Origin of the sequence: Alteromonas naphthalenivorans, assembly GCF_000213655.1 — a bacterium.
In the GTDB taxonomy this organism is placed as follows: domain Bacteria; phylum Pseudomonadota; class Gammaproteobacteria; order Enterobacterales; family Alteromonadaceae; genus Alteromonas; species Alteromonas naphthalenivorans.
This window is the reverse complement of record NC_015554.1, coordinates 774,471-797,059: the sequence shown is the minus strand read 5'-3', so window position 1 is coordinate 797,059 and position 22,589 is coordinate 774,471. Positions and strand designations below refer to the sequence as shown.

Here is a 22,589-nt window from a genome sequence, read left to right as displayed (position 1 = left end):
CAGTGTGGGCGATCACTTTTTATGCTTGATAGATAGGAAAAGTGCTAACGTATTTTGGATAGAATTTTACGCTTTTATTATAAGTTGCAAATGTTCGTGCCAAGCACAAAAAAACATTAAAACTGCGTACCTAATTCAGCCTCTTTTAGTTTCTCTAAAAAAGGCGTAACCGCTACATCGCTTTCTTCAGGCGCCCAACTTGCAAAACCTTTATCATCCATGACTTCGTAGGGGCCTTGCTTCACTTCCATAAATACCACAGGTTCAAAACAAACCGTGGCATGCCATACGTTAGGTGGAATCTCTACTCCTACACAATCACCACCGGCGCTTAAGGTTATACGTTTAGTTAGCACAGCATTGTCGTCAAAAAACAACAAATCGATACTCCCTTCCACAGCCATAAAAAACTCCCACTTATGCTGTTGGGTATGGCGATGCGGACGAACATAAGAGTCGGGCTCCATTGCAATAAATAGGCGCTGGACTAAATCTTCATAACTTTTATGGACGTTGTGATTGGCTCTTCGTCTTGGACTTGCTTTGGCACTTTCTTTAAGTGCTTTGCGCTGCGCGTGATTAAAAAGCTGAATATCGGTAAGCATGACACTCTCCTTGTTTTGCTTTATAAATAGGATTGCCTGTATTTGACTACCCTAAAGTGCTGAACATTTAACTTAACGCGCAAGCCTGTGTTGCGAGGGGACTTGTATTTTGGCGTAACCTGTACGTTAGCATTGACGGTGCTGAAAAAGCAAAAAGACGAGCATATTGCTCGCCTTTGGCATTTAAAGAACGGTCTAAGCCCTCGGCTTAGCGTGTTGAGTTAGCCTATTAGTTTAGCCGCTGAACTTGCCTAAACCTTCAACCAACAGTACCTTAATCTCTTGCCCTTGTTCGGTATCAAGGTAAGCTTTTGCACTATTCACAATTTGCATGATCTGTGCTGGCTCTAGGCCTAGCGCTTCAAATTGCTTGTTTAATTCATTAACTGACTTAAAGCTATCGGTATAACTTGCGGCTTTATCAAGAATACTGCTTAAACCGCCTTCAGAAGTTACATTGCTGATATCGGGTACTGAACCTAGTAAAGACTCAAGCCCTGGCAATGCGTTGCTTAGTTCATTGAACTGGCTGGTTGAAATATTGTCTTTTGCGTAGTTGAAGATAGATGCTAAGCCACCTGTCGCTTGAGACTCGGTAATGCCTACCGCATCACTAACTGAGCGCGTCATATCAGAAATATTCGGCACTGCTTCAACTTCTTCGGTCATACCAAACAAGCCTTTCAGAGAATCCAACCATCCTTCAGCATGGCTTTGTGGGGCAACGGCAAGTCCCGATACTAAAACAAGAGCGTAGATTTTTTTCATCATTATTTTTATTGTTAGCAAGATGCACATAGCACTGCCGACAATCCATCCTTAGTGATTTCAAGAACCGTAATTTTATAAGCATTTCCAATTATCACAATTAGGCAAAAGGATAAAACTGCGCCCTAGCACTTATTCGTACAGGGCTCAGTCGTTATTTTACGAAGGTGCATATGTGCTTAGGACTTAGGGTTTACTACGAAGTGAAAGAAGTTGCTCGGGCATAAGTACAAAAGTCCTAACGATCCCCATTCCGTAGCCTGGCCCTTCGTTATCAAGTTCTGAGGCTGGTAAGTAAAAGTGCTGTGTCGCTTCTAAGCGGTATAAAGCTGAATCTACGATGTGCCATTGCCCGTCGTGCCAAACTTCAGTCCATGCATGCCCAAACGCATTTACACTATTGTTTTGCTCCACTATCACCGTACCAATTATAACCTTGGCTGACATGCCTAACGCGCGGGCTAACGCTGCCGTAAGCACCGCATATTCGGTACAATCACCACTGCGCTGGCTGGCAACAACCGACGCAATATTAAAACCGTGAATATAATTTGGATCAACAATATAGCTATCAACAAAGGCGGTAAGATGTTCTAGCTCGAAGGGGGCATCTGCGTAAGCTTGTTGATAGCTAGCAACAAATGCTTTTGTACTGGGCTCACTCAAATCCACAACAAAGCTATCTGCGCTGTGTTTATCTTGAACTGGTTTCATAAAACGAGGCATCGGAGATAAGGTAATCGATAAGCGATTATCACTCACCTGCTCAGCAGTCACACCGTCCCAATTTGCTAAGTTGATAGCCAGCTTATTTGAGTTTGATGATACCAGCTCAAAATTAATCTGTTTTGAAAGTGGTAACACCTGACCTTCAGCAAGCTCGATACCTATTTCAGCCATAGACGGCACAGACTGCGCATTTGCTGTATACGTAAACGCAAAACCAAATAGTAGGCTAAACCCAATAGATAACCGAGTTGAGGACCGCATTACAGTGTGGGGGTTCCGTGGGAATGCATCAATACCATGTCCATCTTAAGCCCGCCTTGTTGCATAACACCCTTGCTAATGACGCCCTTTTTGTCAGACTGCATGGTCATTATCAATGGCCCCATATCTATTTTAAGGTTGCCACTAGGATTGTCAGCCTCTTCGCTTATCACAACCTCAATGGCTGCTGTTGGGTCGGCATCTGCTGTCCACATATAAAAACTGCCTGAATTATTGTCTGAGTTAAGCAGATTGACCGATTCTAAATAGCTGCCGTAGCTGGATAGTAACCAGTCTTTATGAGCCAGTTCTATTTCTAAAGCTTTACCTTGCAACTCCCCTTTAACCTGCCAAGCGTCTTCAACGTAACTAATATCAAAGCTTGATGTCATCGTGCTGTTTTCAATGGTGTATTCGCTTGCGTTAATCAAAGAACCGTCTGGGTTACTCCACGAAAAAGCGACCGAATCTGAACGAGCAATAGAGGTTTCATCTACGGGGATCATAAATGCTGTCCCTACCACAATTTCAATATCACCATCGCTATCTTCTATGTATTTTTCACGGGTGAAACCCATAGGGATATCGTTAATAAGAACCTGATAGGTAGAACGGTAAAACTCTGGGGAAGGTTGAGCGGCAGTAAATGCGCGTACGAACGACTTAAAAACGGCGACAAAGGCGTTTTGATAACCCATTTCATTATGGATGCAGACTTGCAAACTATTATCAGTTTCAGCAGATAAGCCTTTTAAAAGGCCAGACACCTTTTCATCGCCCTCTCCCACCGTATACAACGTATCGAGTGAGAGGTAAGGCGTTGCGTCTACCGCACCCACATCTATGGCATAGTTAAATTGACCAGATAGTTTTTTTTCATTTAAAGCTTCAACACCCGACAAGCTATATTCTGCAATTGAATATAATGAGTTAGCCGGGCCATCGAATTCATTAAATGCGTAGCACTCTACTGGTGAATCAGTACCTATATCGATGGTGTAGTACCAAGTACCGTCAGAAGCGTCTTGTGCAGTCGCTTGTCCCAACACCGAACTATTTACCTGAAAATCAGCTATTTCAATAGGTGAAGTGTTAGTCACCTTGATATCTCTGGCCATTGCCTCTTTGAACCAGTCTGGGAAATCGTTAATGTTAATTAATTCAACAGCACTTACGTTAAACGCTAGTAAACTTGGGAAAGATAAAGAGGCAACAATACTGCCTAACTTCATAAATAGTCGTTCCTTGATATTTGTCACTGATAAAAAAGCGCACTGGCTGCTCATACCATCGACAATACGTTTTTTATGCGAATATTTCTATATTCTTTTGAGCGTTCTACTTCGCGTTTTTCTTCATTCTTTTACTTTGCGCTTCACGTTTTTCATTTCGTTTTTCTTTTCTGGCTTGTTTATCTGGCGTGAGCGAACCATCTTTAAAACGTTGCTTTCGCTTGGCGTTATCAGCGGCTTTCTTTGCTGCCGCTTCAGCTATTTCACGTTTTTCGACCTCGATCATCTCTGGGGTTTCTAGGGTTATTCTGCCTAATTTACCCGATTGTAGTTCGTTCAATAACACTTCACATATTTTATGAAGATTAACACGGCCGCCGGTCATTATAGCGCCCCGCTTTTTCGCCGCGGCTTCTAAAAACTCAATTTCAGTATCGGGAATGTCTTCAAGTTTATAATTCGCTTTTAACACATCTGGGTAAGCTTTAATAAGGTAATCGGCAGCGTAAAACCCTACGTCATCATATTCCATAGCCGTATTCTTCACTGCACCTGAAGAGGCTAAACGATATATGGAATTAGGATTTTCCAGTTTTGGCCATAGCACCCCAGGCGTGTCGAAAAGCACAATACCGTCACCTAAATTAATACGTTGCTGGCTTTTTGTTACCGCTGGCTCGTTACCGGTTTTAGCAATAATACGGTCGGCCAAAATATTGATGAGGGTAGACTTCCCTACGTTTGGAATGCCCGTGATCATGGCTTTAATCACTTTATGCTGCACGTCTTTGTGTGCACAAATAGTTTTAATCAGCCCCATGACTTGTTTACTGCTAGCGGGGTTGTCGCTAGAGGTAGTCAGGGTTTTAACCCCGCGCTCAGACTCTAAATGCGCTTGCCACTGCGCTGTTATTTCAGGGTCAGCCAAGTCGTACTTGTTTAAGATTTTTATACACGGCTTATCACCCCGCAATTTTGCAATCTCTGGGTTTTCGCTTGAAAACGGTATGCGTGCATCAAGCACCTCAATCAGTACATCTACCTGACTAAGCGATTCCTTAATCTCTTTAAGGGCTTTGTGCATGTGCCCAGGAAACCATTGTAAGGCCACTGTTATTATCCTTTTAGGGTATGGTGATACCAAGCTATTAGCACTTCGCTAATGCCCGGGCTGTTATCAAGCTAATGAGAAGCAAGCGCATAACGCTTAACCGCATTAATATTTCAATAATATATAAACTGCAAATAGCAGCGCTAATATGTGCGTCTGAATAGCATTAGCAACAGGCTAACGGGACAACTCATAAACACACATATTTACGGCACTGGCCAGGTTAAGCGAATCTATTTTTCCGCTACCAGCAATGGTGTATGCCTTCGCATTAAATGCAGAAAGCGCTGCTTTAGGAACGCCGCGGGCTTCATTACCAAATAAGTAGCAGTCGAAATCTGAAAACGACGGGGCGGTAACGGCTTCACCTGCCATATCTAAATAGGCGAACCGGCTAAAGCGAGTTTGCAATGCATCTAGGCTCACGTCTAATTCAATAGGTACGTGAAAGATTGCCCCCATACTCGAACGCACCACTTTAGAATTAAAAGGGTCCACACTATTGGGGCTTAGTAACAAGGAGAAATTATCAAACCAGGCTAGTGTTCTTAGTATGGTGCCCAAATTTCCTGGGTCTTGCACTTCGTGCAGATACACATAGCGCTGCTTATCTTTATGTCCAAGCCCTTGATTCGAATGTTTATCCGACACTTGCTCTAGAGTATTGGTCGCGCCAGCGGTAGAACTAGGTAATGGCACACAGGCAATAATACCTTGCGGTGTTTTAGTATCACTTAGCTGTGACATTTGCTTTTGGGTGACGTTTACTAGGGTAAACCCTGAGTCAAGCGCCCTCGCCTTTTGCTCAAAGTCATCGGTAATATAAAGCGTGATAGATTCAGCTGATGGAGCACTACTCGCATTACTGTATGCATTGGCCCTCACAGCTTTTACTAATTCTAAAACTAGGTGTTCGCCTTCCACCAAATAAAAGCCAAATTGCCCACGGTATTTTTTCTGATGTAGCTTTTTAACATCATCAAGTTTCATCATATTATTTTTTCCGTTTTAGGAGGCGAAGCGCACAGGTGCATTATTGTTTATTTATCGTGGACGCTATTCGTGCTCAAGCAAGGCGAGTTTATCTGGCACACCATTCCATACATCGGCGTCTTCAGGCGGCGCTTTTAGTTCAATAATATTAGGCCACTTCGCTGCAAGCTCTTCGTTAATGGCCAAATACGGCTTTTGCGCATCCGTGAGGTGCGTATCTTGTACAATGGCGTCGGCAGGACATTCAGGCACACAAAGCGCACAATCGATACATATAGCAGGATCTATGGCTAAAAAATTAGGTCCTTCAAAGAATGCATCTACTGGGCATACTGCAACACAGTCTGTGTACTTACAGTTTATGCAATTGTCTGTCACTACAAAGGTCATTTGCACCTACATGCTTGGGTTATTATTTCAGGGTGCCAAGTTTAAATTAGCCTGTGTAAAACTCAAATTTCTTTTTACTCTATTATTCTAGGGTAAATAAGCTAATTAACCCACTGCTTACCCGTGATTGCAGCTAGTATTAGTCTTGTTGCTGATTTACCATACGCGCGCCCTGACGGAGAGGCCGTCCGGCAAAGCCAAGAGTACCTATTATTATGTTGCGTTTAACCGATATTAAATTACCGCTAGATCACGATGAAGTTGCGATAGAAAACGCAATTTTGCATAAGCTTCAAATCACAAAATCGATGCTTCTTGAAACCACGGTATTTAAACGCGGTTACGATGCGCGCAATAATAGAGACATCCAGCTTATTTACACCCTTGATGTAACGCTAGAAAACGAAGCTGCGCTGCTTGAAAAATTCGCCAAAGATACCAGTGTGCGGGTAACCCCTGATATGCGCTATAAGTTTGTCGCTACTGCTCCGGAAGAAGTAACCGACCGCCCAGTGGTTGTTGGCCTTGGCCCTTGTGGATTATTCGCTGCGCTTATTTTAGCCCAAATGGGCTTCAAACCTATTGTGCTTGAGCGAGGCAAAGCCGTTCGTGAGCGCACCAAAGACACCTTTGGTTTTTGGCGTAAACAACCATTGAACCCAGAGTCGAATGTACAATTTGGCGAAGGTGGCGCAGGCACCTTTTCTGACGGTAAGCTATATAGTCAGGTGAAAGATCGCAAGCACTATGGCCGCAAGGTATTGAACGAATTTGTTGCTGCTGGCGCACCTGAAGAAATCATGTATGTGAGTAAGCCACATATCGGTACATTCAAACTGGTGAGCATGGTAGAGAAAATGCGTGAGCAAATCATTTCTCTAGGTGGTGAAATTCGTTTCAGCACCCGTGTTGAAAGCTTAGATTTAGACAGCGCGAATTCAAAACCAGCTGATGAAGCAAGCACAGACTCAAAAAGCCATAAAATTAAAGGGCTATTCTTATCTGATGGCAGCTACCTACCCTGCACCAAAGTCATTATGGCTATTGGTCATAGTGCCCGCGATACTTTTCAATCGCTTTATGACCAAGGTGTATACATAGAGGCCAAACCTTTTTCCATTGGTTTTAGAATTGAACACGAGCAAAGCATGATCGACAGCTGTCGATTTGGTGAGAACGCTGGTAACCCTATTTTGGGCGCAGCCGATTACAAGCTCGTTCACCACTGTAGAAATGGACGTACCGTATACAGCTTTTGTATGTGCCCGGGCGGCACCGTGGTGGCAGCGGCGTCTGAACCTGGCCGCGTAGTTACTAATGGTATGAGCCAGTACTCTCGTCATGAACGAAATGCCAACAGTGCTATTGTGGTAGGTATTACGCCCGAAAAAGACTACCCCGCACACCCCTTGGCAGGCATAGATCTTCAGCGCAAATTGGAAGAGCTGGCATTTAAAGTGGGCGGTGAGAATTATCATGCACCTGCGCAGCTTATTGGCGACTTCTTAGATGGCAAGCCGAGTAAAGAATTAGGCGACGTGAAGCCCTCTTATACCCCAGGTATTACCCTGACTGATTTAAGTAAGGTTGTTCCCGACTTTGTTATCGAATCTATCCGCGAAGCCATTCCCGCATTCAATCGTCAAATTAAAGGCTTTGCTAAAGCTGACGGTATGCTTACAGGCGTTGAAACACGTACTTCATCACCTGTATGTATTAAACGTGATAAACAATACGAAAGCGTGAATATTGAAGGCTTGTACCCTGCCGGTGAAGGTGCGGGTTATGCTGGTGGTATTTGGTCTGCAGGTATTGATGGAATTCGCGTTGCAGAAGCGGTAGCACTGGCTTTGGTGCCTTCAGATTCTAATACCTAACTCCCAGTAGCATTTCCTCCATTGCTTATATGGGGGAATACGGTCAGTTTTTATTACTGACCGTTAGGGAGTCATTTAAGCAAACCAAATAAACGCCATTTCTTGCGATGCTGTGCCAGCGGAATTCTTACTACCCGCTCTTCAGTATCGCAAGGCTCGACTTTAGCATCAACCTGAACATTGTTAAGTTCAAGCGCTAACTGCTGTGCATATACTTCATCTACACCACTTACCAAGGTAAAACGCTCTAATGAACTAATGGCTTTAGCCATTTGAATCACTTTCGATAGCGGTAAATCAACCAGTGTACGCAGCACTTTTAGTGCAGATACCGTATCAATATTATTTCCACTTATAATGACTTTATACATAGTTGACTCTATTCGTCTTCGGTTTCAGATTCTGGTTTTTTTGTACTGTTTGAGCTGTTTGAGCCGCCACCGATGCCTCCACCCGCGGCGAAGCCCCCCATACCGGCTAGGCCTATACCCGCTGCACCTATCCCGATTTCGCCCATTGTTGCTGCACCTGCCAAGGCAACAGGAATGGTTGCCAATCCAGCGGTAGATACTAATGCAATTCCAAGCCCTACCATGGCAATGCCAACGCCGATTTGTTCCCACTCATAATTTCCACCGGCTACTTGATTTAACTCTAATTCAGTAAGTTGTTTCATATCCTTGCTTTCCTTTTTAGGTATTCAATTAATTCGCTAGTGTTGCCTAGCAAGGAAAGCTTACTAACAGGAGAGATAGTAAAATACTGATCTTCGGCTTAGTTATTGAGCAGATTTAACCACTATGAATAAAAAAGGGCCATTAGGCCCTTTCATTTATCGGCTTTGATTAAGCAATCAATCATCGCCCAACTGTTCTGCGGTCGCTCTCAAATTATTAGCATTTTCAACGAACTGAGCCGCTACTGTCGTATCATCAAAGAGGTAGTTGAAGTCGATATAATCGCCCTCACCTTCATCAGAGACGAAAACCGAGAACCCAGTAGTACTCAAAGCAAGATACACTCTACCATCAATATCTATGCTCCCATCATCGTTTAATACATAGCCGAAGCTGTCGTTTACTTCTGAGTAAGTGCTATCGGTGTAAATAACCACATTGCTGCCGTCAAACTGTAGATAAGTGGTGTTCCATTCACCGCTTTGCGAAGTATCTACCAATACTAAGCTCTTATCTTTCAACGAATCAAACGACGCAACAGATGTGCCTTCTCTTAACACCGTTTCATAATCATCAGCCGCTTGCTGAGTTCCGAAAAACGGTACTGGCGCGCCTAAATGCGCGCCTATCGTGACGCCATCAGAAGACAACAGAAATGCTTGAAGCCCGTTGGGCGCTGCAACATCACTTGCTTGTAATAGAATACTGTTGTCTGCGGCAACTAGATAGCTCCCACTTTCACTGCCCTGCGGCAATCCTTCGAAGGTACGAACATAAGTATCATCTGCTTCTAGGCTCAACGCTATCGATGCATCGTCTACTGTGTACAACCCGTTTTGCTCGACACCATATAACGTTGTACCTAAGTAGTCTGAGGGCGTCACTAAATTGACAAACGCTTGAGGCGGCAGCGCGGGTAAATGTGGGTGCTCAGGCAGCGTTGCGGTTACAGGACGATTCGCCTGTTTCGACACGCGGCGATTATCCTGAACAAAGTAGTCGACTATGCCATCGAAGCCGCCTCTTCCATCTTGCTGACTGAAGTCGAACTCGTGCAGATTAGTAATATGGTAAGCATCGCCAACTTGAGCAAATATCGACCATGTACGACTGTTGTACAAATAGCAATCGGCTGATTCATTAAAACAACCGGGCCAACTATAATCGGTTGAACGGTAGCGATTTATTTGTAATTCTCCATTCGCTTCCACGGACCAATTCCCATACATTACCAAAATTTCTTCCGTGGTAATGTTACCGTCGCCGTTATTATCAGCAACTTCAATGGTGTACGCCTTTCCGTTTGGCCAAAGCTCCCACCAAAATTCATTGAGACTATCGCCATCAAAGGCGTAGGTGTATATACCTGGCACTGACGCTACGTCGAACTTATCTTCTGCGGTTACCGCACCGCCTGCGTCGACCTTAAATGACTCATTCTGCCCATCTGAGGAGATCCCGCTAACTGCATAAAGGTTATTGTCGCTTGAGTCGGTTAGTTGTACATAAGACAGTGTTGTTCCATCATCAAATGTAATGACGAGTTCGTTAATGTCAGGGTTCAACGCGTAAGGTTGCTTCATCCATGTAAAATCATTATCTACAACACGTGTACTACCCGTTCCGTCTTGGTTGAATTCGAACGTGTCTGAGGCCCAATTGTAGGTAAATAAATTACTGTCATCAGTATCAAATAGCGAAGAGGTGATAGGCAGTGATAGCGCTTTGTTATCGGCACTATCAATGGCAATTTCAATAGCATTATTTAACGCAATCGCAGTAACTTGCGTAGGGTCGTCAAGAATATTGTGAATATCTTCCAATTCACCATTGAGGTAATACTTTGAGTAGAGCAGCTTCATTTCAAATGTCACTACCCCATCTTGCTCATTTAGCGGCAAAAATGTCATTTCATGGTAAGCATATTCAACTTCAACTTGCTGAATAATCCCATCAAAGTTTAGATATTCATTTTGAGTAAAATGATACTCTCCATATTCAAACTCTAATGTTATTTCATTGTCATCACTAAATTTCTCAGCTTCAAACGTGCCTAAATAAGTACTGAAAGTTGCTGTCGTGTCACTGGTTAAGGTGAGCTTTTTACCTGGATCTGAAATGAGTGGGTTATAGTAATCAAGCAGGAAATAGGTAGTAGCCGATGCGTCTAAGTCACTCTCTACTAACTCTGGGTCTGCTATAATTTCTTCGTAGGCTGACTCATACGCTTCGGTATTTTCAACAGTCTCGATATAGGTAGCGGAAGCTTCTGGGTTTTGGACTAGTGCTAACGTGTCAGCTATACCGTCAGGCAACGCTAAACTAGCATCGTCGCCCGCTTTGTCTATCGCCACTTTTATCGCGGTTGCCAACGCGAACTTCTCTTGCTGTGAAACCCGAAGATTCAATGCCGCTAACGTTGCGTCATCAACGATGGGATCGCCCAGGTTTTCTCGCTGCATTAAGCCGGCGTTTGCAGTGGTAACGTTGGTCACATTCACGCCGAAAAAATCATCTTTGATCACCTCGCCGTCACCGTTAGAGGCTTCATTGAGCGCTTCAAACGAACCTAGCACTGACATAAGTTTCGCTTGCGTTTGCGACCCTACGCCACTGGCTACAATAGACACCATTTTATCCGTTGCATCATCATCTACATTTAATGTAACGGAATAACTTCCATCGCTACCAGCCGTCACTTCTTGTTGCTCATCGCCTACATTAATCACAAGGTTTGCATCAATAATAGGCGAATCAGTCACTAGCCCTACTAGGGTTAACGATTCACTTTTCTGAAGTACATTAACGCTAACCGTTTCGGTAGTCGCCTCACCTTCATCATCTTCTACGGTAAGGGCAAACGACAACGTTTCATCGCTGTCTACAGAAGGCGCGGTAAAAGAGAGCGTTGAGGTCATTGTGCCACTTAGCTCAACATCTGCGCCCCCCGTTTGCACCCACAAATAGTTGGTAATTTCACCGTCGTCTTCAGCTACAGCGGCGATAGAGTGCGCCTCTTTTTCTTCCACTTCCTGGGCTGAGATTGTGATTATCGGTGATGCGTTGATGTGAGTAACGGTAACAGACACACTATCTGTGGCAGTTGCCCCAGCATCATCAGTAACGTTAAGTTCGAACGTGAGTATTTCGGAAGGTTTCACATCTGGAGCCGTAAATTCAGCAGAAGCTTGGTCTGCATTTGTTAACGTGACCTCTACGCCTTCGGTTTGTACCCAGCGGTAAGATACAATAGTACCATCATCATCTACACCACTACCGGTAAGTGTTACCTGCGTATTTTCGTCAACGGTGGCATCCTCGCCGGCTTGGGCGACGGGAAGACTATTAACCACCTCTTCATTAACTGCTTCTTCTTCGTTAACAATAACATCTCCTTTGTCATCGTCGTTACAACCCGACAAGGCTAATACCAGTGATGCAGCAATAATGCTTTTCTTATAATTTGCTCTGATAAACATGAAACACTTCCTTATACTTTTTATTGGTTAAACATTAAACTAAAAAAGCATAATCCTGATCGCCCCCACCTTTCCTTCCTTAAATCGCGCAACTTGAACGCTCGCAACTAAAGCCTGATAAATCGAAGCCAGGCAAAACCAAAAACATGACGTGAATAGTAAACACAAAAAAAATTCTAATTTTTTTGGAAAATACCTGCGCATTTTCTTTCTACCCCAACAAGTGGAACAAAAACACAATAGCCCCACAGCGAATTTCGACAAGGTGAAGGGCAATGAAGTCGTGTGAGGTTAATGGGGCAGAACGAAAAATACGGTTCATGGTGAAATTTGAACAGCAGCTTAACTGTGAAATAGATAGAAGAGCGGTAAGCCACGACATATGTGATATACGGGTAAGTGATATGGCCAACGCCCTGAATATGGACGTGTCGACCCTTAGGCGTTTATGCCAGAAACACTACGGTAAATCGCCTAAGGCTTGCATAGATACGTTGCGTATTGCAGAAGCTAGGAAGTTGCTCTTAGTGGGTGAAAGGCCTTCCACCATAGCCGATAAGCTCGGTTTCTATGAACACAAAACCTTCTCTACCTTGTTCAAAAAATATGAAGGTGTGAGCCCCGTAATTTTTACCCAAAACGATAATGCAAAGGCCTTTGCGGCATACCGTTAACCAGTTGTCGCTGCGCCTTCGCTAGGCTTAAAAGCAAGCTTACTCTTAGGTGTTTATCGATGATCTTAATGAGGATTAACCACTGTAAATCGCTCATCGGACACAGCCCAATAACCTGAATCACTTATAATAAGTATTTTATAGGCATTTCCCTGACCATTAAATTGCGCTGGATCTAACCCATACTCTCCCGAGTTGGGTGTCCTACTTGTCACTAAATACCAACGTCGTTTCAACACAGTAGTCATCTGCGCATTGCGTCCGTTGCCAATATTAATAGGGTTGTCGTGAAGTACATATATCCCTACGGCATCACCTTTTAACGCGGCATTGTCCCATTCAATAGTATTACGCTCGCCCACATTATAAACCTCAGAAGCTTCAGGTTTACTTACAGCATCAACGAGTAAACGAGGATTGATGGTATGGGTAATGCCGTTATCTATCGCCGTGCCATTTAGTACACCAAATGCGCCATCACTGAGTGACCAATAGCCTTGATCGGATACCATCATTACCTTAAAGCCCTGCCCGCCATTTGCCATAAGAAAGAAAGGATCTATCTCTACTTCGCCCGTATTAGGAACTTGCTTAGCAAACATCTGCCAGCGCAAGCCTTGTATGTTTTCAAATGAATCAAACGCTTTGGCTTCAAAATTTAGTTTATGATTGATATACAAAGAAATGCTTTCGCCTTTAAGGGCCTCTTTATTCCACTTAAAGGTAAAAGGCGTACCCATTTTAAGGCTATCCCCGTGGGTTGGCGCGGTTACCCCAGCAACTCTTCGATTACTCACTAAGCGATTTTGCCCCTCTAACACCATCATATCGAGAGTCTTGAAATCAGGTGTTATTAACACCTTTGGGGACAATATACTGGCAAGCGTTTCAGCATACTCTTTGCGTATGGGAAGCGAAGTTGACGTTGCTAACATTTCTTCCGCTTTTAGGGCTTCTCCTTTAACCGCATACGCCGAGGCCAGTGCTAAATGTCTTTCAATATCATCGTTCTGAGTATGAGTGAGCCCATATTCAATCGCTAAATCAGTAAAGCCGGCGCGTAGAGCAGTATGAATAATATAAGCGGTATACTCGCCCAAGGTGTCTTTTTCCGCCAATGCATAAATATCGGCTTGCTTCACTGATAATCCCAAACCTATCTCACTATTCACTGCCACTAACGACGAGAAAAATGAAAGAGAGGCTGTTGAATTCTCGTCGGATACGCCGTCATTATTTCTCAATGTTTTTATTTCCGCTGACTTGATAACCGATAGCGCGCTTGTGAAATCATTGACAAGATACAAGGCTATCGCTTGTTTCACCTTTAACCGAGAACACCGGGGGCGTTGCGCGCACAACGCAACCGCAGATTCAATAAAAGACACACTTTGAGCATACATTTTACCGTAGGCATAATAGTTGTGTTGCTGCTCATAAACTTTTATTAATCGCTCCTCAAATAAGGGAGCAAGTGCAAGGTAAATACTTTGCTGCTTACTTAATAAAAACTCTACCAAAAGAGGGTCATCTATTAGCGACGCGGTTTCTAATAGATATCCATATAATTGCGCGAGCTCTGGATTAGTTGCATTATAGGCTTGCTCACCCAACGCCAACGATGATTTCATTCGTGATGCGGCACCATTCCTCTCGCCGGCTTTGGCTAGCACTAATGATTTCATACCTTCAAACCATGCTTTTTGGTGAGCCGGCATATCTGCTGGTAAGGGCTGCTCAACCCTATCAAGTAACTTGGCTGGTGCATGTTTAAGCAAAACTTCCCACTGAAATTTTTGCAATCTAAACTTGTCTTCCGGCAACATTTGTTTGTCGAAATTATTCAGAAGACGCGCCAGAGTATCTAGCACTTGCGGCCTTTGTGTGCCAGCGTAGTCGACCTTAGCGTTAAGGAATTCGCTTTCAAACGTACTTGGTAAATCGTTATTATATTTCGTAAGCCAGTGGGTGGCGCTGCTCAAATCACCACGGTAATAGGCTATTTTTGCCTGCATCAATGCACCGCTGGCACCATCTGTATCCAATCGCTCAATAACGTACTTTGCTTTCTCTATATATCCTAAGTTCAATAGCGTTTGAGATAAGGTGGCAACAATTGATGCACGGGTTTCACTATCACTCAATGAGGTCGAAAATGCGATATCAACACCATGATTAATAAAGTCAGCGGCACTCAATGCGCCGCCGCCTTCTGATTGTGGTGAGTGCGCTAAAAATAACTCGTCGTAAAAGGAAAGCGTCTGCTGTGTTTTCCTCGATTCTTGAATTAGCGACTTATTTTGCATGAATAGCGCAGCAGCCCCTATCGCTAGCACACAAGGGATAATGACGGCAGATATTGCAGTAGTGGGCGAACGTTGAAACCATTTTTTGTAATAATAAGACTTGCTACTTTTGAACCACTTAAGTGGCCTATTAGCGAATAAACATTCAAGTGCATCGTTAAATTGCTCAGCACTTTGAAAGCGATCCCTTGGGTCGGCAGATGTGGCTTTTTCAATTACTGCCTCAAATTCAGTATTGAGCATATGGTGCTGAAACATAAACGCCATTACTTTACCCAGCGCATATATGTCATCGGTAACTTTTGCCTGGTTGCCACTTTGTTGTTGTGGACTAGCATAATCGTTGCTGACGGCGGTTAGTTGTTGGTTATCTGGATGGCTTAACGAGTGTGAAATACCAAAATCGAGTAACTTTGGTTGGTTGTGTTCATCTACAATAATATTCGACGGTTTAATGTCAGCGTGAATAATACCGCACTGATGTGCTTCAAACAGCGCACTACAAAGTTTCATTAATACTGAAAGGTAGGCGTGAGTAGTGTGCGATAAATTCTGTCTATTTGATAACGTTGCTTCAGACAATGGAGCACCATCAATGTATTCCATCACCAAATAAGGTACGTCTTCTTCAGTGACATCGACGGTATAAATTTTAGCGATGTTAGGGTGGTTTAAATTGGCTAAATGCTGCGCTTCTTTTTGTATAAAGTTATCACCCGCTAAATCTGCAATTGATGCGAAAACAAACTTAACGGCGACTTTTTGTTCTATCAACCCATCATTTCGCTGACCTAAATACACCGCGCCCATTCCGCCTTCGCCAAGCTTTTGCTTCAGCAGATAAGGGCCGACTTGTTTACCTTCTAAGGATTTCGCGTGATTATCATCACACAGTAAATCGGCTTGAGCCCCCACTAACTGTGTGAAGCCACTTCGTTGTTGATTCGCATAATGTGCATCGATCAATGCCAAGGTTTCAGCAAATATTGGGGCTTCTTTGGGACATAACTGCGACAAATTTTCGCGCATTTTAGCTTCATCCAACCCAATAAGGTGCTGAAAAAAGAGTAAGGCATTTTCAAACTTCATGAATAGCTCTTATGGTTTAACTGAACAACATTAAGGCGGGGTGAACTATGCGGCTTCGCACTGAACCCTAAGGTAAGCTTTTGCCGCCGACAATTCGTTGTAAACCGTTGACTCGCTTAAATTGAGTTGAGAGGTTATTTCCCCTACATTTTGCCCAAGATAATAGTGAAGAAGCGCAATTTGATAACAACGCTTAGAAACATTTTCGAGTGAGGATAACGCATTGTCGAAACTAAGGTATAAACCCGAGTCGATAGAAGCATCGGTTATCTGCACCACGTCTTCTAAATCATTAGTGCGTTTTTTAGCAGAGCGCTTCTTAATTTCATCTTGCAACATCCAGCGAACAAAAACTGCCAAGGAAGCATAAAACTGCTGTCTGTTCTCAAAGATTTCATCAGGCGCAGTCAGTTTGATAATGACATCATGAAGAAGTGAGGTGGTATTGGGGAGTTTATCGAGCAGGCTTAGCGCATTGTCAGACTCCGCTTTTTTGCTAATCTGCTTTTTAACCATGCCTTTTAAATGATAATAAACGATACTACGGAGCTGATTGGCACTTTTCAAATCGTTATTGATTACCCAAGCGTTTAGCACTTCGGTAAATTCGCCGTTTGTATCCCTCAAATGTACATCTTCCATACTGCTGCCTAGCGCATTGGCTAATCACTTTAATGACCAACATAGAAATAATATGGCGATTAGTCAACGCTTAAATGCACTTTATCTTAATTAATAATTCAAAAAGGCTAAACCCACCTGCTGTATAATCATTTATTATTAGTAACAATCACTTACACTCATCCCTCACGACTCTGAAAAAAGAACTCACCCTAGTAAAGGGCTTAGATAGTAAATTTTCAAGGCTATTTCAGCTACGCAAACAGCGTATATAGCGGGCGGCAGAATACTACTGTTTTTGCGTTTATAAGCAATGACTACTCCCCTGCATTACTTAAAAAAACTTGCTTCTTTGCACCACTAAAAACAAACTCCACCTATAGAACTAATAACAAAGAGGCAGTAATGGCTTTCGAATTAAAAATTGAAAACAAGGTAGCACTGATTACCTTTGATGACGGCAAGGTAAACGCAGTAGGCTTTTCTCTTATTGACGCATTGAATAACGCACTAGATGAAGCTGAGCAAAACGCTGATGCCGTAGTGATGTATGGCGGTGCCGATAAGTTTTGCGGCGGATTCGACCTTTCAGTGATGAAAGCCGAAGACAAAACCGAGCAAGTAAAATTAGTGCAAGCAGGCGCCGATTTAATTATAAGACTGTACAGCTACCCTAAACCCCTTGTTGTTGCTGCTGAAGGACATAGTATTGCGTTAGGCGCAATATTCTTGATGGCCGCTGACTTACGTATTGGTAAAGATGGCGACACCAAATATGGCTTAACCGAGACCGCTATTGGTATGGTATTGCCTGCGTTTGGGATGGAATTGGCGAAATCACGTTTAGCCCCTACTTCATTAACAGAAGCGTTACTCTTTTCGCGAGTATACCAAGGGAAGGATGCGGTAAAAGTGGGCTATTTAGATGCTGCAGTGCCGCAAGAGCAAGTACTCGCTACCGCTATGGGCTATGCTGAAAAGCTTAAAATGTTGCCTGCAAAAGCGTTTGCTGAATCTAAGCTACAACTTCGCAAAGAAACCCTATCTAAAATGCGCGGCTAGTCTCGCCTTCCTGCTTGGGAATTGAGACTTAAGCATCAAAACTTAAGTATCAAAATTTAGACATTCAACGCTTAGGTATTCAACGTAACTAGTACGCAAAGAAGTGCTTAGAATACACCTAGAATCCATTTAGGTTGAAGTAGCCTAATAATAAATGGCACCCTTGAGGTGCCATTCTAGTTTTACATACTAAACCGGTAACTAATGCACTGCACCTGAGGTTTCTTCAATTTTTGCTTGAAGCTCTCCTCGCAAACCCAGTTCGAAACCAAGCTCGGCGACCACAAATAGCGGTCCAATGGCTAGCCCCATAATATCGTCTACAAAGGCTGGTTTTTTACCTTCAAAATGATGGCCAACAAATTGTAAAATCCAACCACCTACGAATATACCAATTGAGACAGATAGCCATACCCACGTTGCGCTTTGTGCTAAAGGTTGTGCGATGTAAAGCAATACCCCGGTTAACACCACCATGGTAAGACCTAACTTCACATCTAACTTTAAATAAAACACATTACCGATGACCCACACGAATAACGCAGGGCTTAGCAATAGTGCCCCTACAACTGGCGCAGTCACTTCAAAAGCCGGGCGGCTTAACAAGCTTAAAAACGCAAAAACAATAAGGGGAATACCAATGTAATGGGTGAAAATATTACGCTGATCTCTATGATATTTTGCGTACTCACTTAGATGCTGCTCAAGCGTTTTCATTTAGCTACCTATAAACTTTTTCTTATACTGAAAAGAGACTATAGAGAAAAAGCACTTCACACTGTCGTAAAGCCGACAATTAATTCAAATTGATAACAAACTAGGGGATAGCGTAGTTAGACAAGTGAAGTTAATGCACTTATTTTGCTTTGTGTATCTTCTTCGAATATTTCGAAATAGTGCATCACATGGTGGGTACTAGTAGGCCGAACCTCAGATTGAAAGAAAAGTCTTCTACGCCAATATCACTTAAAATTGCCTTATTGCGTAATATAACTTACCTTCTAAGGTAGTGATTAAATAATAAAAACATAAAGTTATAAACTCAACAAGGATGTTTCATGCGCAAGGCCGTTCGCTTTAGAGTACTTTATTTACTGTTTGCTATAGCCACCTACGCTTTAGGCTTCATACTACTACCAGAGACTATTAATTCTTCATTCGACCAGATACTTTCTGCTGGCTTCCTGTTTGCCTACTTCATTGTTCTACCAGCTCTGTTTTGGTACTGCGTTATTAAGGTCGGTGAGCAGAAAAAATGGAAGATCATCATTCCCTTTAGTCTCGCCAGTGTTGTGGCCCGCTATTCAATGCCGGTTTCTCTTGCTAGCTACTTTGAATTTTTAAGCTGGGTGCGCTATCCGGTTATCGCCGTACTGCTTATTATTGAGTTTGTGGTTATCTATCACGTGGTTTCCATGCTTTGGAAATCAAGAAAGCTTAAAGGTGACCCACGGATTAACGCGCTAATTGACAACATTGATGCAGACGATAAGAAAAGAGAAATTACCTTAATAATGGCTAGTGAGCCGGCGAGTTGGTATTACGCCATTCCTAAGTTTACAAGAAACCATACCGCTACTTTAGCTAACCTATCGCTGCTAAGCGCCAAACGGTGGCATTTCGCATTGGTATTGTTAGGTTTAGTTGCGGTGACGTGTGTGTCTTATTCTTTGTTAATATTATGGAGTGAAATTGCCGCCATTATTGTCGCGTCAGTTATTTTCTACGGCATCATTAGTGTTACGGCTAGTCATCGGATTAGCAGGCATTTTTCTGTTTATTGTCACAACAATCACCTTATTGTAAATGCCAGTTTTTTCAATTTGCTTTTTATCCCCTTATCTGACCTTCAAGCCTGTGAGGCAGGTAAGTGGGAATGCGATAAAGAGCAATTGAAAGTGGGTCGGGGCACCGCGAATATTAAACTCACTTTTTCAGCCCCCGTTTACTGGTTCACGCTAATGGGTACCTTTTGTGAACGCCCAACTGAAGTCTATTTATGTGTAGATACACCGAATGACCTTGTGGAGTCTCTGAATTCTGGATACTTAACACTTGGCGATTCAAGCACTGAAAAAACTAGTGACAATATTGATAAATACGCGCGAGATTGACGAGCACAATAGAACAAAGTCAGTAAATTATGATGGAGAGACGAAGGTTCTTTGCAGCCTTGATTATTGTAGAAGGAAGATAATGTGAAGTGATTTAGGGCAAAGGTATTTCATAGCCCATTATTACTCAAATAGTGCGATAGATAGTTTGTGAATGACGCATCGCCTTAGCTTAACCAAGCTAAGGCAATGCTTTTTATTGCAGTACTGTTTTTAGCGTACTGTTTTCTACCGTGCTTATTTTCAAGGTACTGATTTTACAGTACCAACCGCTATTACAGAGACGTCTTGAATTCTATACGTGCGGTGGCACCGTCGCCAATAGTAACGTTGTTAATGCCGCCACCAACAAGGTAATCAGTATCAAACACGTTTTCTACGTTTAACCTTACATCAACTTGTTTACCCATAATATCAGTTCGGTATGTAGCACCTATATCGACACGACTATACGCGTCTTTTAATACAGTATTTGCGTTGTCTGCATAGCGTTCACCCTGGTAAAAGATACCCGCATTCAATGCTAATTTTTCAGTAACTTCGTAGCGGCTCCATAACGACGCTGACCATTTAGGCGCATCAACTGGCGTATTGCCTTCAAAGTTCTCATCTTTTTCATACTCAGCATCTAAGTACATCATTGATGTCATCACAAACCACTTATCAGTAACTGCACCTTGTGCTGCAAGCTCTACACCTTGGTGAGTTTGCTTACCAGATTGCGTAGTTACAGTAGTATACAAGGGGTCATTTAACAGCTGCTCAGAAATCAAGGTGCCAGTTTTTTCAATGTTGAAAAGAGCACCACTCACGAGTAGTCGGTCTGATACTTCCCACTTAGCCCCTAACTCTACTTGCTTAGACGTAGTTGCATCTAATTCCATACCGAAGTTTTGGTCGAGTTCGTCTTCAATGGTTTCACTTGATTGAGGCTCAAACCCTTCTGAGTAGTTCACATATACCGTGCTGTTTTCAGCTGGGTGATACAACACGCCAACTTTTGGTAATAAAGATTCGTTGTCAGCACCTTCACGGCTCTGCTTATCGAAGCGCCCGCCAATAGCAACTTGCCATTGGTCATTAAAGGTCATCAAATCTTGAAAATAAACACCGTAATAATCGTATTCAGTGGTACTTAACGTTTCATCATTATTGAAATTTAAATCTGGTTTGGCCGGTTCGGGTTGCCCTACGGTGTAAGTGATTGAATCCCCTCTTTCGATAAGTTGACCGTAGTAATAATCTAGTGCGTTCGCACCAATCAGAATATTGTGCTCGATACCACCAAACGATACTTCACCATTAATATCTATAAATGCGGTTTTGAACTGCCAATCGTCTGAACGATCGTAAGGATTAGAGGTATAGCTGTTACCAATTTCATAATCAGAAGGAAGACGAGGCGATGATTCAAAACGTTGTCTTTCAAACGATTGCTCATTGTACCCCACCTTCACTTGCCACTCTGGGTTCATGAAATAAGTTAACTTAACGCCTTTGTTCTCAACGTGGATATCCGTGAACGCCCAAGAAAAATCGTTAATGGTATTTCTATTGCTAATTACATTAGCATCTTCATCTAACCATGCGCCTGTATCTAAACCCGCTTTATCGTTAGTGCAATCGTAATAAGCATTCACTATTAAGCTGTCATTAATTTTATGCTCTAGCACCAATGAACCAAGGAAACGATCACGCTCTCTTGTTTCGCCATTTTGATATTCGCGATCAAAATTAACATCCTGCTTTACCAATACCGCGCGATAGCCGGTGTCTTCAGTAATCTCACCACCAGCATCTAGCATAAATCGCGTAGAACCATATTGGTCGGTGTCTGCACTGACTTCCAATAAGCGAGACGCGGTAGGTTGCTTGGTTACCATATTAATAAGCCCACCAGGTGCAGACTGACCATATAAAATACTAGATGGGCCTTTAATGACCTCTACTCTTGAAAGCGTTTCTATAGGCTGTTGGTAGTGCGACCAATGCTGATGCCCATCGCGCAAATAACCAGTAGATGAGCTTAATTCAAAGCCTCGTGAACTAAACACTTCACGGTTTCGCTGTTTAGAGCCCGGCGACAAACTTGCATCGTTATTGAGTACTTCGCCCAACGTGGTAGCAAGTTGCTCATCGATAATAGTTTCAGGAATGACCGTTACCGCTTGAGACGTCTCAAGCAACGAAACATTTGCACGCATGGCGCCAGAAGCATCGCCTACCTTATAGTCGTTGAAATAGGTACCTTTTACATTGATAACTTCTACTTCGCTTTCGCTTGTCATTGTTTCCTCTGCGTAGGCCGCATTCGATAATACAATGCCCCCAACGCTGAGGCCCAAGCCTAGACCCAAACTTTTGCCTAACTTAAGGCCTAAACGAACTTTTACTGACGTGCGGCTGCGTTGCATGAATGTGTTCCTTTACAAAATACTGACAATAGCTTTCAAAAAAACGGATGCTACCACAAACACAAATGATAAACATTCACATTCAGGATTTTTTGTAAGGAAAACTAATTTCTGTATTAGGAACGTGCAGAGAAGGGAGCCTTTACTCAATGCCAAAAGATATATAGGTGTAGGGACCAGCTCCCCC

Annotated in this window: 18 protein-coding genes; 4 read left to right on the top strand and 14 right to left on the bottom strand. The window is 43.0% G+C overall.

What is annotated here, in order from left to right; genetic code table 11:
* Positions 1-116 precede the first annotated feature (116 nt).
* The 7 genes from AMBT_RS03385 to fdxA form a co-directional block, all read right to left on the bottom strand.
* Positions 117-605: a WbuC family cupin fold metalloprotein gene (locus AMBT_RS03385; protein ID WP_013783181.1), complete on the bottom strand. Its 489-nt coding sequence runs from the start codon at positions 603-605 to the stop codon at positions 117-119.
* 234 nt (positions 606-839) lie between these two features.
* The gene (locus tag AMBT_RS03380) at positions 840-1,376 is read right to left on the bottom strand and encodes a DUF2780 domain-containing protein (RefSeq protein WP_013783180.1); all 537 of its coding nucleotides are present in this window, start codon (positions 1,374-1,376) and stop codon (positions 840-842) included.
* A gap of 183 nt (positions 1,377-1,559) precedes the next feature.
* Positions 1,560-2,363 (bottom strand): transglutaminase-like domain-containing protein, encoded by an 804-nt coding sequence (locus AMBT_RS03375; RefSeq protein WP_013783179.1) that lies wholly within the window; start codon positions 2,361-2,363, stop codon positions 1,560-1,562.
* Positions 2,363-3,595 (bottom strand): hypothetical protein, encoded by a 1,233-nt coding sequence (locus AMBT_RS03370; RefSeq protein WP_013783178.1) that lies wholly within the window; start codon positions 3,593-3,595, stop codon positions 2,363-2,365. Before AMBT_RS03370 ends, AMBT_RS03375 begins: the two co-directional genes overlap by 1 nt.
* A gap of 106 nt (positions 3,596-3,701) precedes the next feature.
* Positions 3,702-4,706: a ribosome biogenesis GTPase YlqF gene (gene ylqF / locus AMBT_RS03365; protein WP_013783177.1), complete on the bottom strand. Its 1,005-nt coding sequence runs from the start codon at positions 4,704-4,706 to the stop codon at positions 3,702-3,704.
* Between the two features lie 177 nt (positions 4,707-4,883).
* Complete coding sequence (locus AMBT_RS03360) at positions 4,884-5,696, bottom strand: TrmH family RNA methyltransferase (RefSeq protein WP_041452740.1); 813 nt, start codon at positions 5,694-5,696, stop codon at positions 4,884-4,886.
* 66 nt (positions 5,697-5,762) lie between these two features.
* Positions 5,763-6,089 (bottom strand): ferredoxin FdxA, encoded by a 327-nt coding sequence (gene fdxA / locus AMBT_RS03355; protein WP_013783175.1) that lies wholly within the window; start codon positions 6,087-6,089, stop codon positions 5,763-5,765.
* A 215-nt stretch (positions 6,090-6,304) separates the two neighbouring features.
* Between fdxA and AMBT_RS03350 the strand changes: the two genes are divergently transcribed.
* The gene (locus AMBT_RS03350; RefSeq protein WP_013783174.1) at positions 6,305-7,966 is read left to right on the top strand and encodes an NAD(P)/FAD-dependent oxidoreductase; all 1,662 of its coding nucleotides are present in this window, start codon (positions 6,305-6,307) and stop codon (positions 7,964-7,966) included.
* A 71-nt stretch (positions 7,967-8,037) separates the two neighbouring features.
* Here AMBT_RS03350 and AMBT_RS03345 read toward each other — a convergent pair whose 3' ends face one another.
* From AMBT_RS03345 to AMBT_RS03335, 3 genes are all read right to left on the bottom strand, one after another.
* On the bottom strand, positions 8,038-8,337 hold the full coding sequence (locus AMBT_RS03345; RefSeq protein ID WP_013783173.1) for a hypothetical protein: 300 nt from the start codon (positions 8,335-8,337) through the stop codon (positions 8,038-8,040).
* A gap of 8 nt (positions 8,338-8,345) precedes the next feature.
* A complete protein-coding gene (locus AMBT_RS03340; RefSeq protein ID WP_013783172.1) occupies positions 8,346-8,642 on the bottom strand; it encodes a hypothetical protein in 297 nt (98 codons plus the stop codon).
* A gap of 177 nt (positions 8,643-8,819) precedes the next feature.
* Positions 8,820-12,122, bottom strand: coding sequence for a PKD domain-containing protein (locus AMBT_RS03335; protein WP_013783171.1), 3,303 nt, complete (start codon positions 12,120-12,122; stop codon positions 8,820-8,822).
* 275 nt (positions 12,123-12,397) lie between these two features.
* Between AMBT_RS03335 and AMBT_RS03330 the strand changes: the two genes are divergently transcribed.
* Positions 12,398-12,796: a helix-turn-helix transcriptional regulator gene (locus tag AMBT_RS03330; protein WP_013783170.1), complete on the top strand. Its 399-nt coding sequence runs from the start codon at positions 12,398-12,400 to the stop codon at positions 12,794-12,796.
* Positions 12,797-12,861: 65 nt separating this feature from the next.
* On the opposite strand, the gene AMBT_RS03325 is transcribed toward AMBT_RS03330, so the two are convergent.
* Positions 12,862-16,191: a serine/threonine-protein kinase gene (locus AMBT_RS03325; RefSeq protein ID WP_013783169.1), complete on the bottom strand. Its 3,330-nt coding sequence runs from the start codon at positions 16,189-16,191 to the stop codon at positions 12,862-12,864.
* A 45-nt stretch (positions 16,192-16,236) separates the two neighbouring features.
* On the bottom strand, positions 16,237-16,833 hold the full coding sequence (locus AMBT_RS03320) for an ECF-type sigma factor (protein WP_013783168.1): 597 nt from the start codon (positions 16,831-16,833) through the stop codon (positions 16,237-16,239).
* A 384-nt stretch (positions 16,834-17,217) separates the two neighbouring features.
* Here AMBT_RS03320 and AMBT_RS03315 point away from each other — a divergent pair, with 384 nt between their 5' ends.
* The gene (locus AMBT_RS03315) at positions 17,218-17,874 is read left to right on the top strand and encodes a crotonase/enoyl-CoA hydratase family protein (RefSeq protein WP_013783167.1); all 657 of its coding nucleotides are present in this window, start codon (positions 17,218-17,220) and stop codon (positions 17,872-17,874) included.
* A gap of 201 nt (positions 17,875-18,075) precedes the next feature.
* Here the strand turns inward: AMBT_RS03315 and AMBT_RS03310 are convergent, their stop codons facing one another.
* Positions 18,076-18,591, bottom strand: coding sequence for an Mpo1 family 2-hydroxy fatty acid dioxygenase (locus AMBT_RS03310; protein WP_013783166.1), 516 nt, complete (start codon positions 18,589-18,591; stop codon positions 18,076-18,078).
* 341 nt (positions 18,592-18,932) lie between these two features.
* On the opposite strand from AMBT_RS03310, the gene AMBT_RS03305 reads away from it, so the two are divergent.
* A complete protein-coding gene (locus AMBT_RS03305; protein WP_013783165.1) occupies positions 18,933-19,988 on the top strand; it encodes a hypothetical protein in 1,056 nt (351 codons plus the stop codon).
* 275 nt (positions 19,989-20,263) lie between these two features.
* Here the strand turns inward: AMBT_RS03305 and AMBT_RS03300 are convergent, their stop codons facing one another.
* Positions 20,264-22,276, bottom strand: coding sequence for a TonB-dependent receptor (locus tag AMBT_RS03300; RefSeq protein ID WP_148259156.1), 2,013 nt, complete (start codon positions 22,274-22,276; stop codon positions 20,264-20,266).
* Between the last annotated feature and the right edge of the window lie 313 nt (positions 22,277-22,589).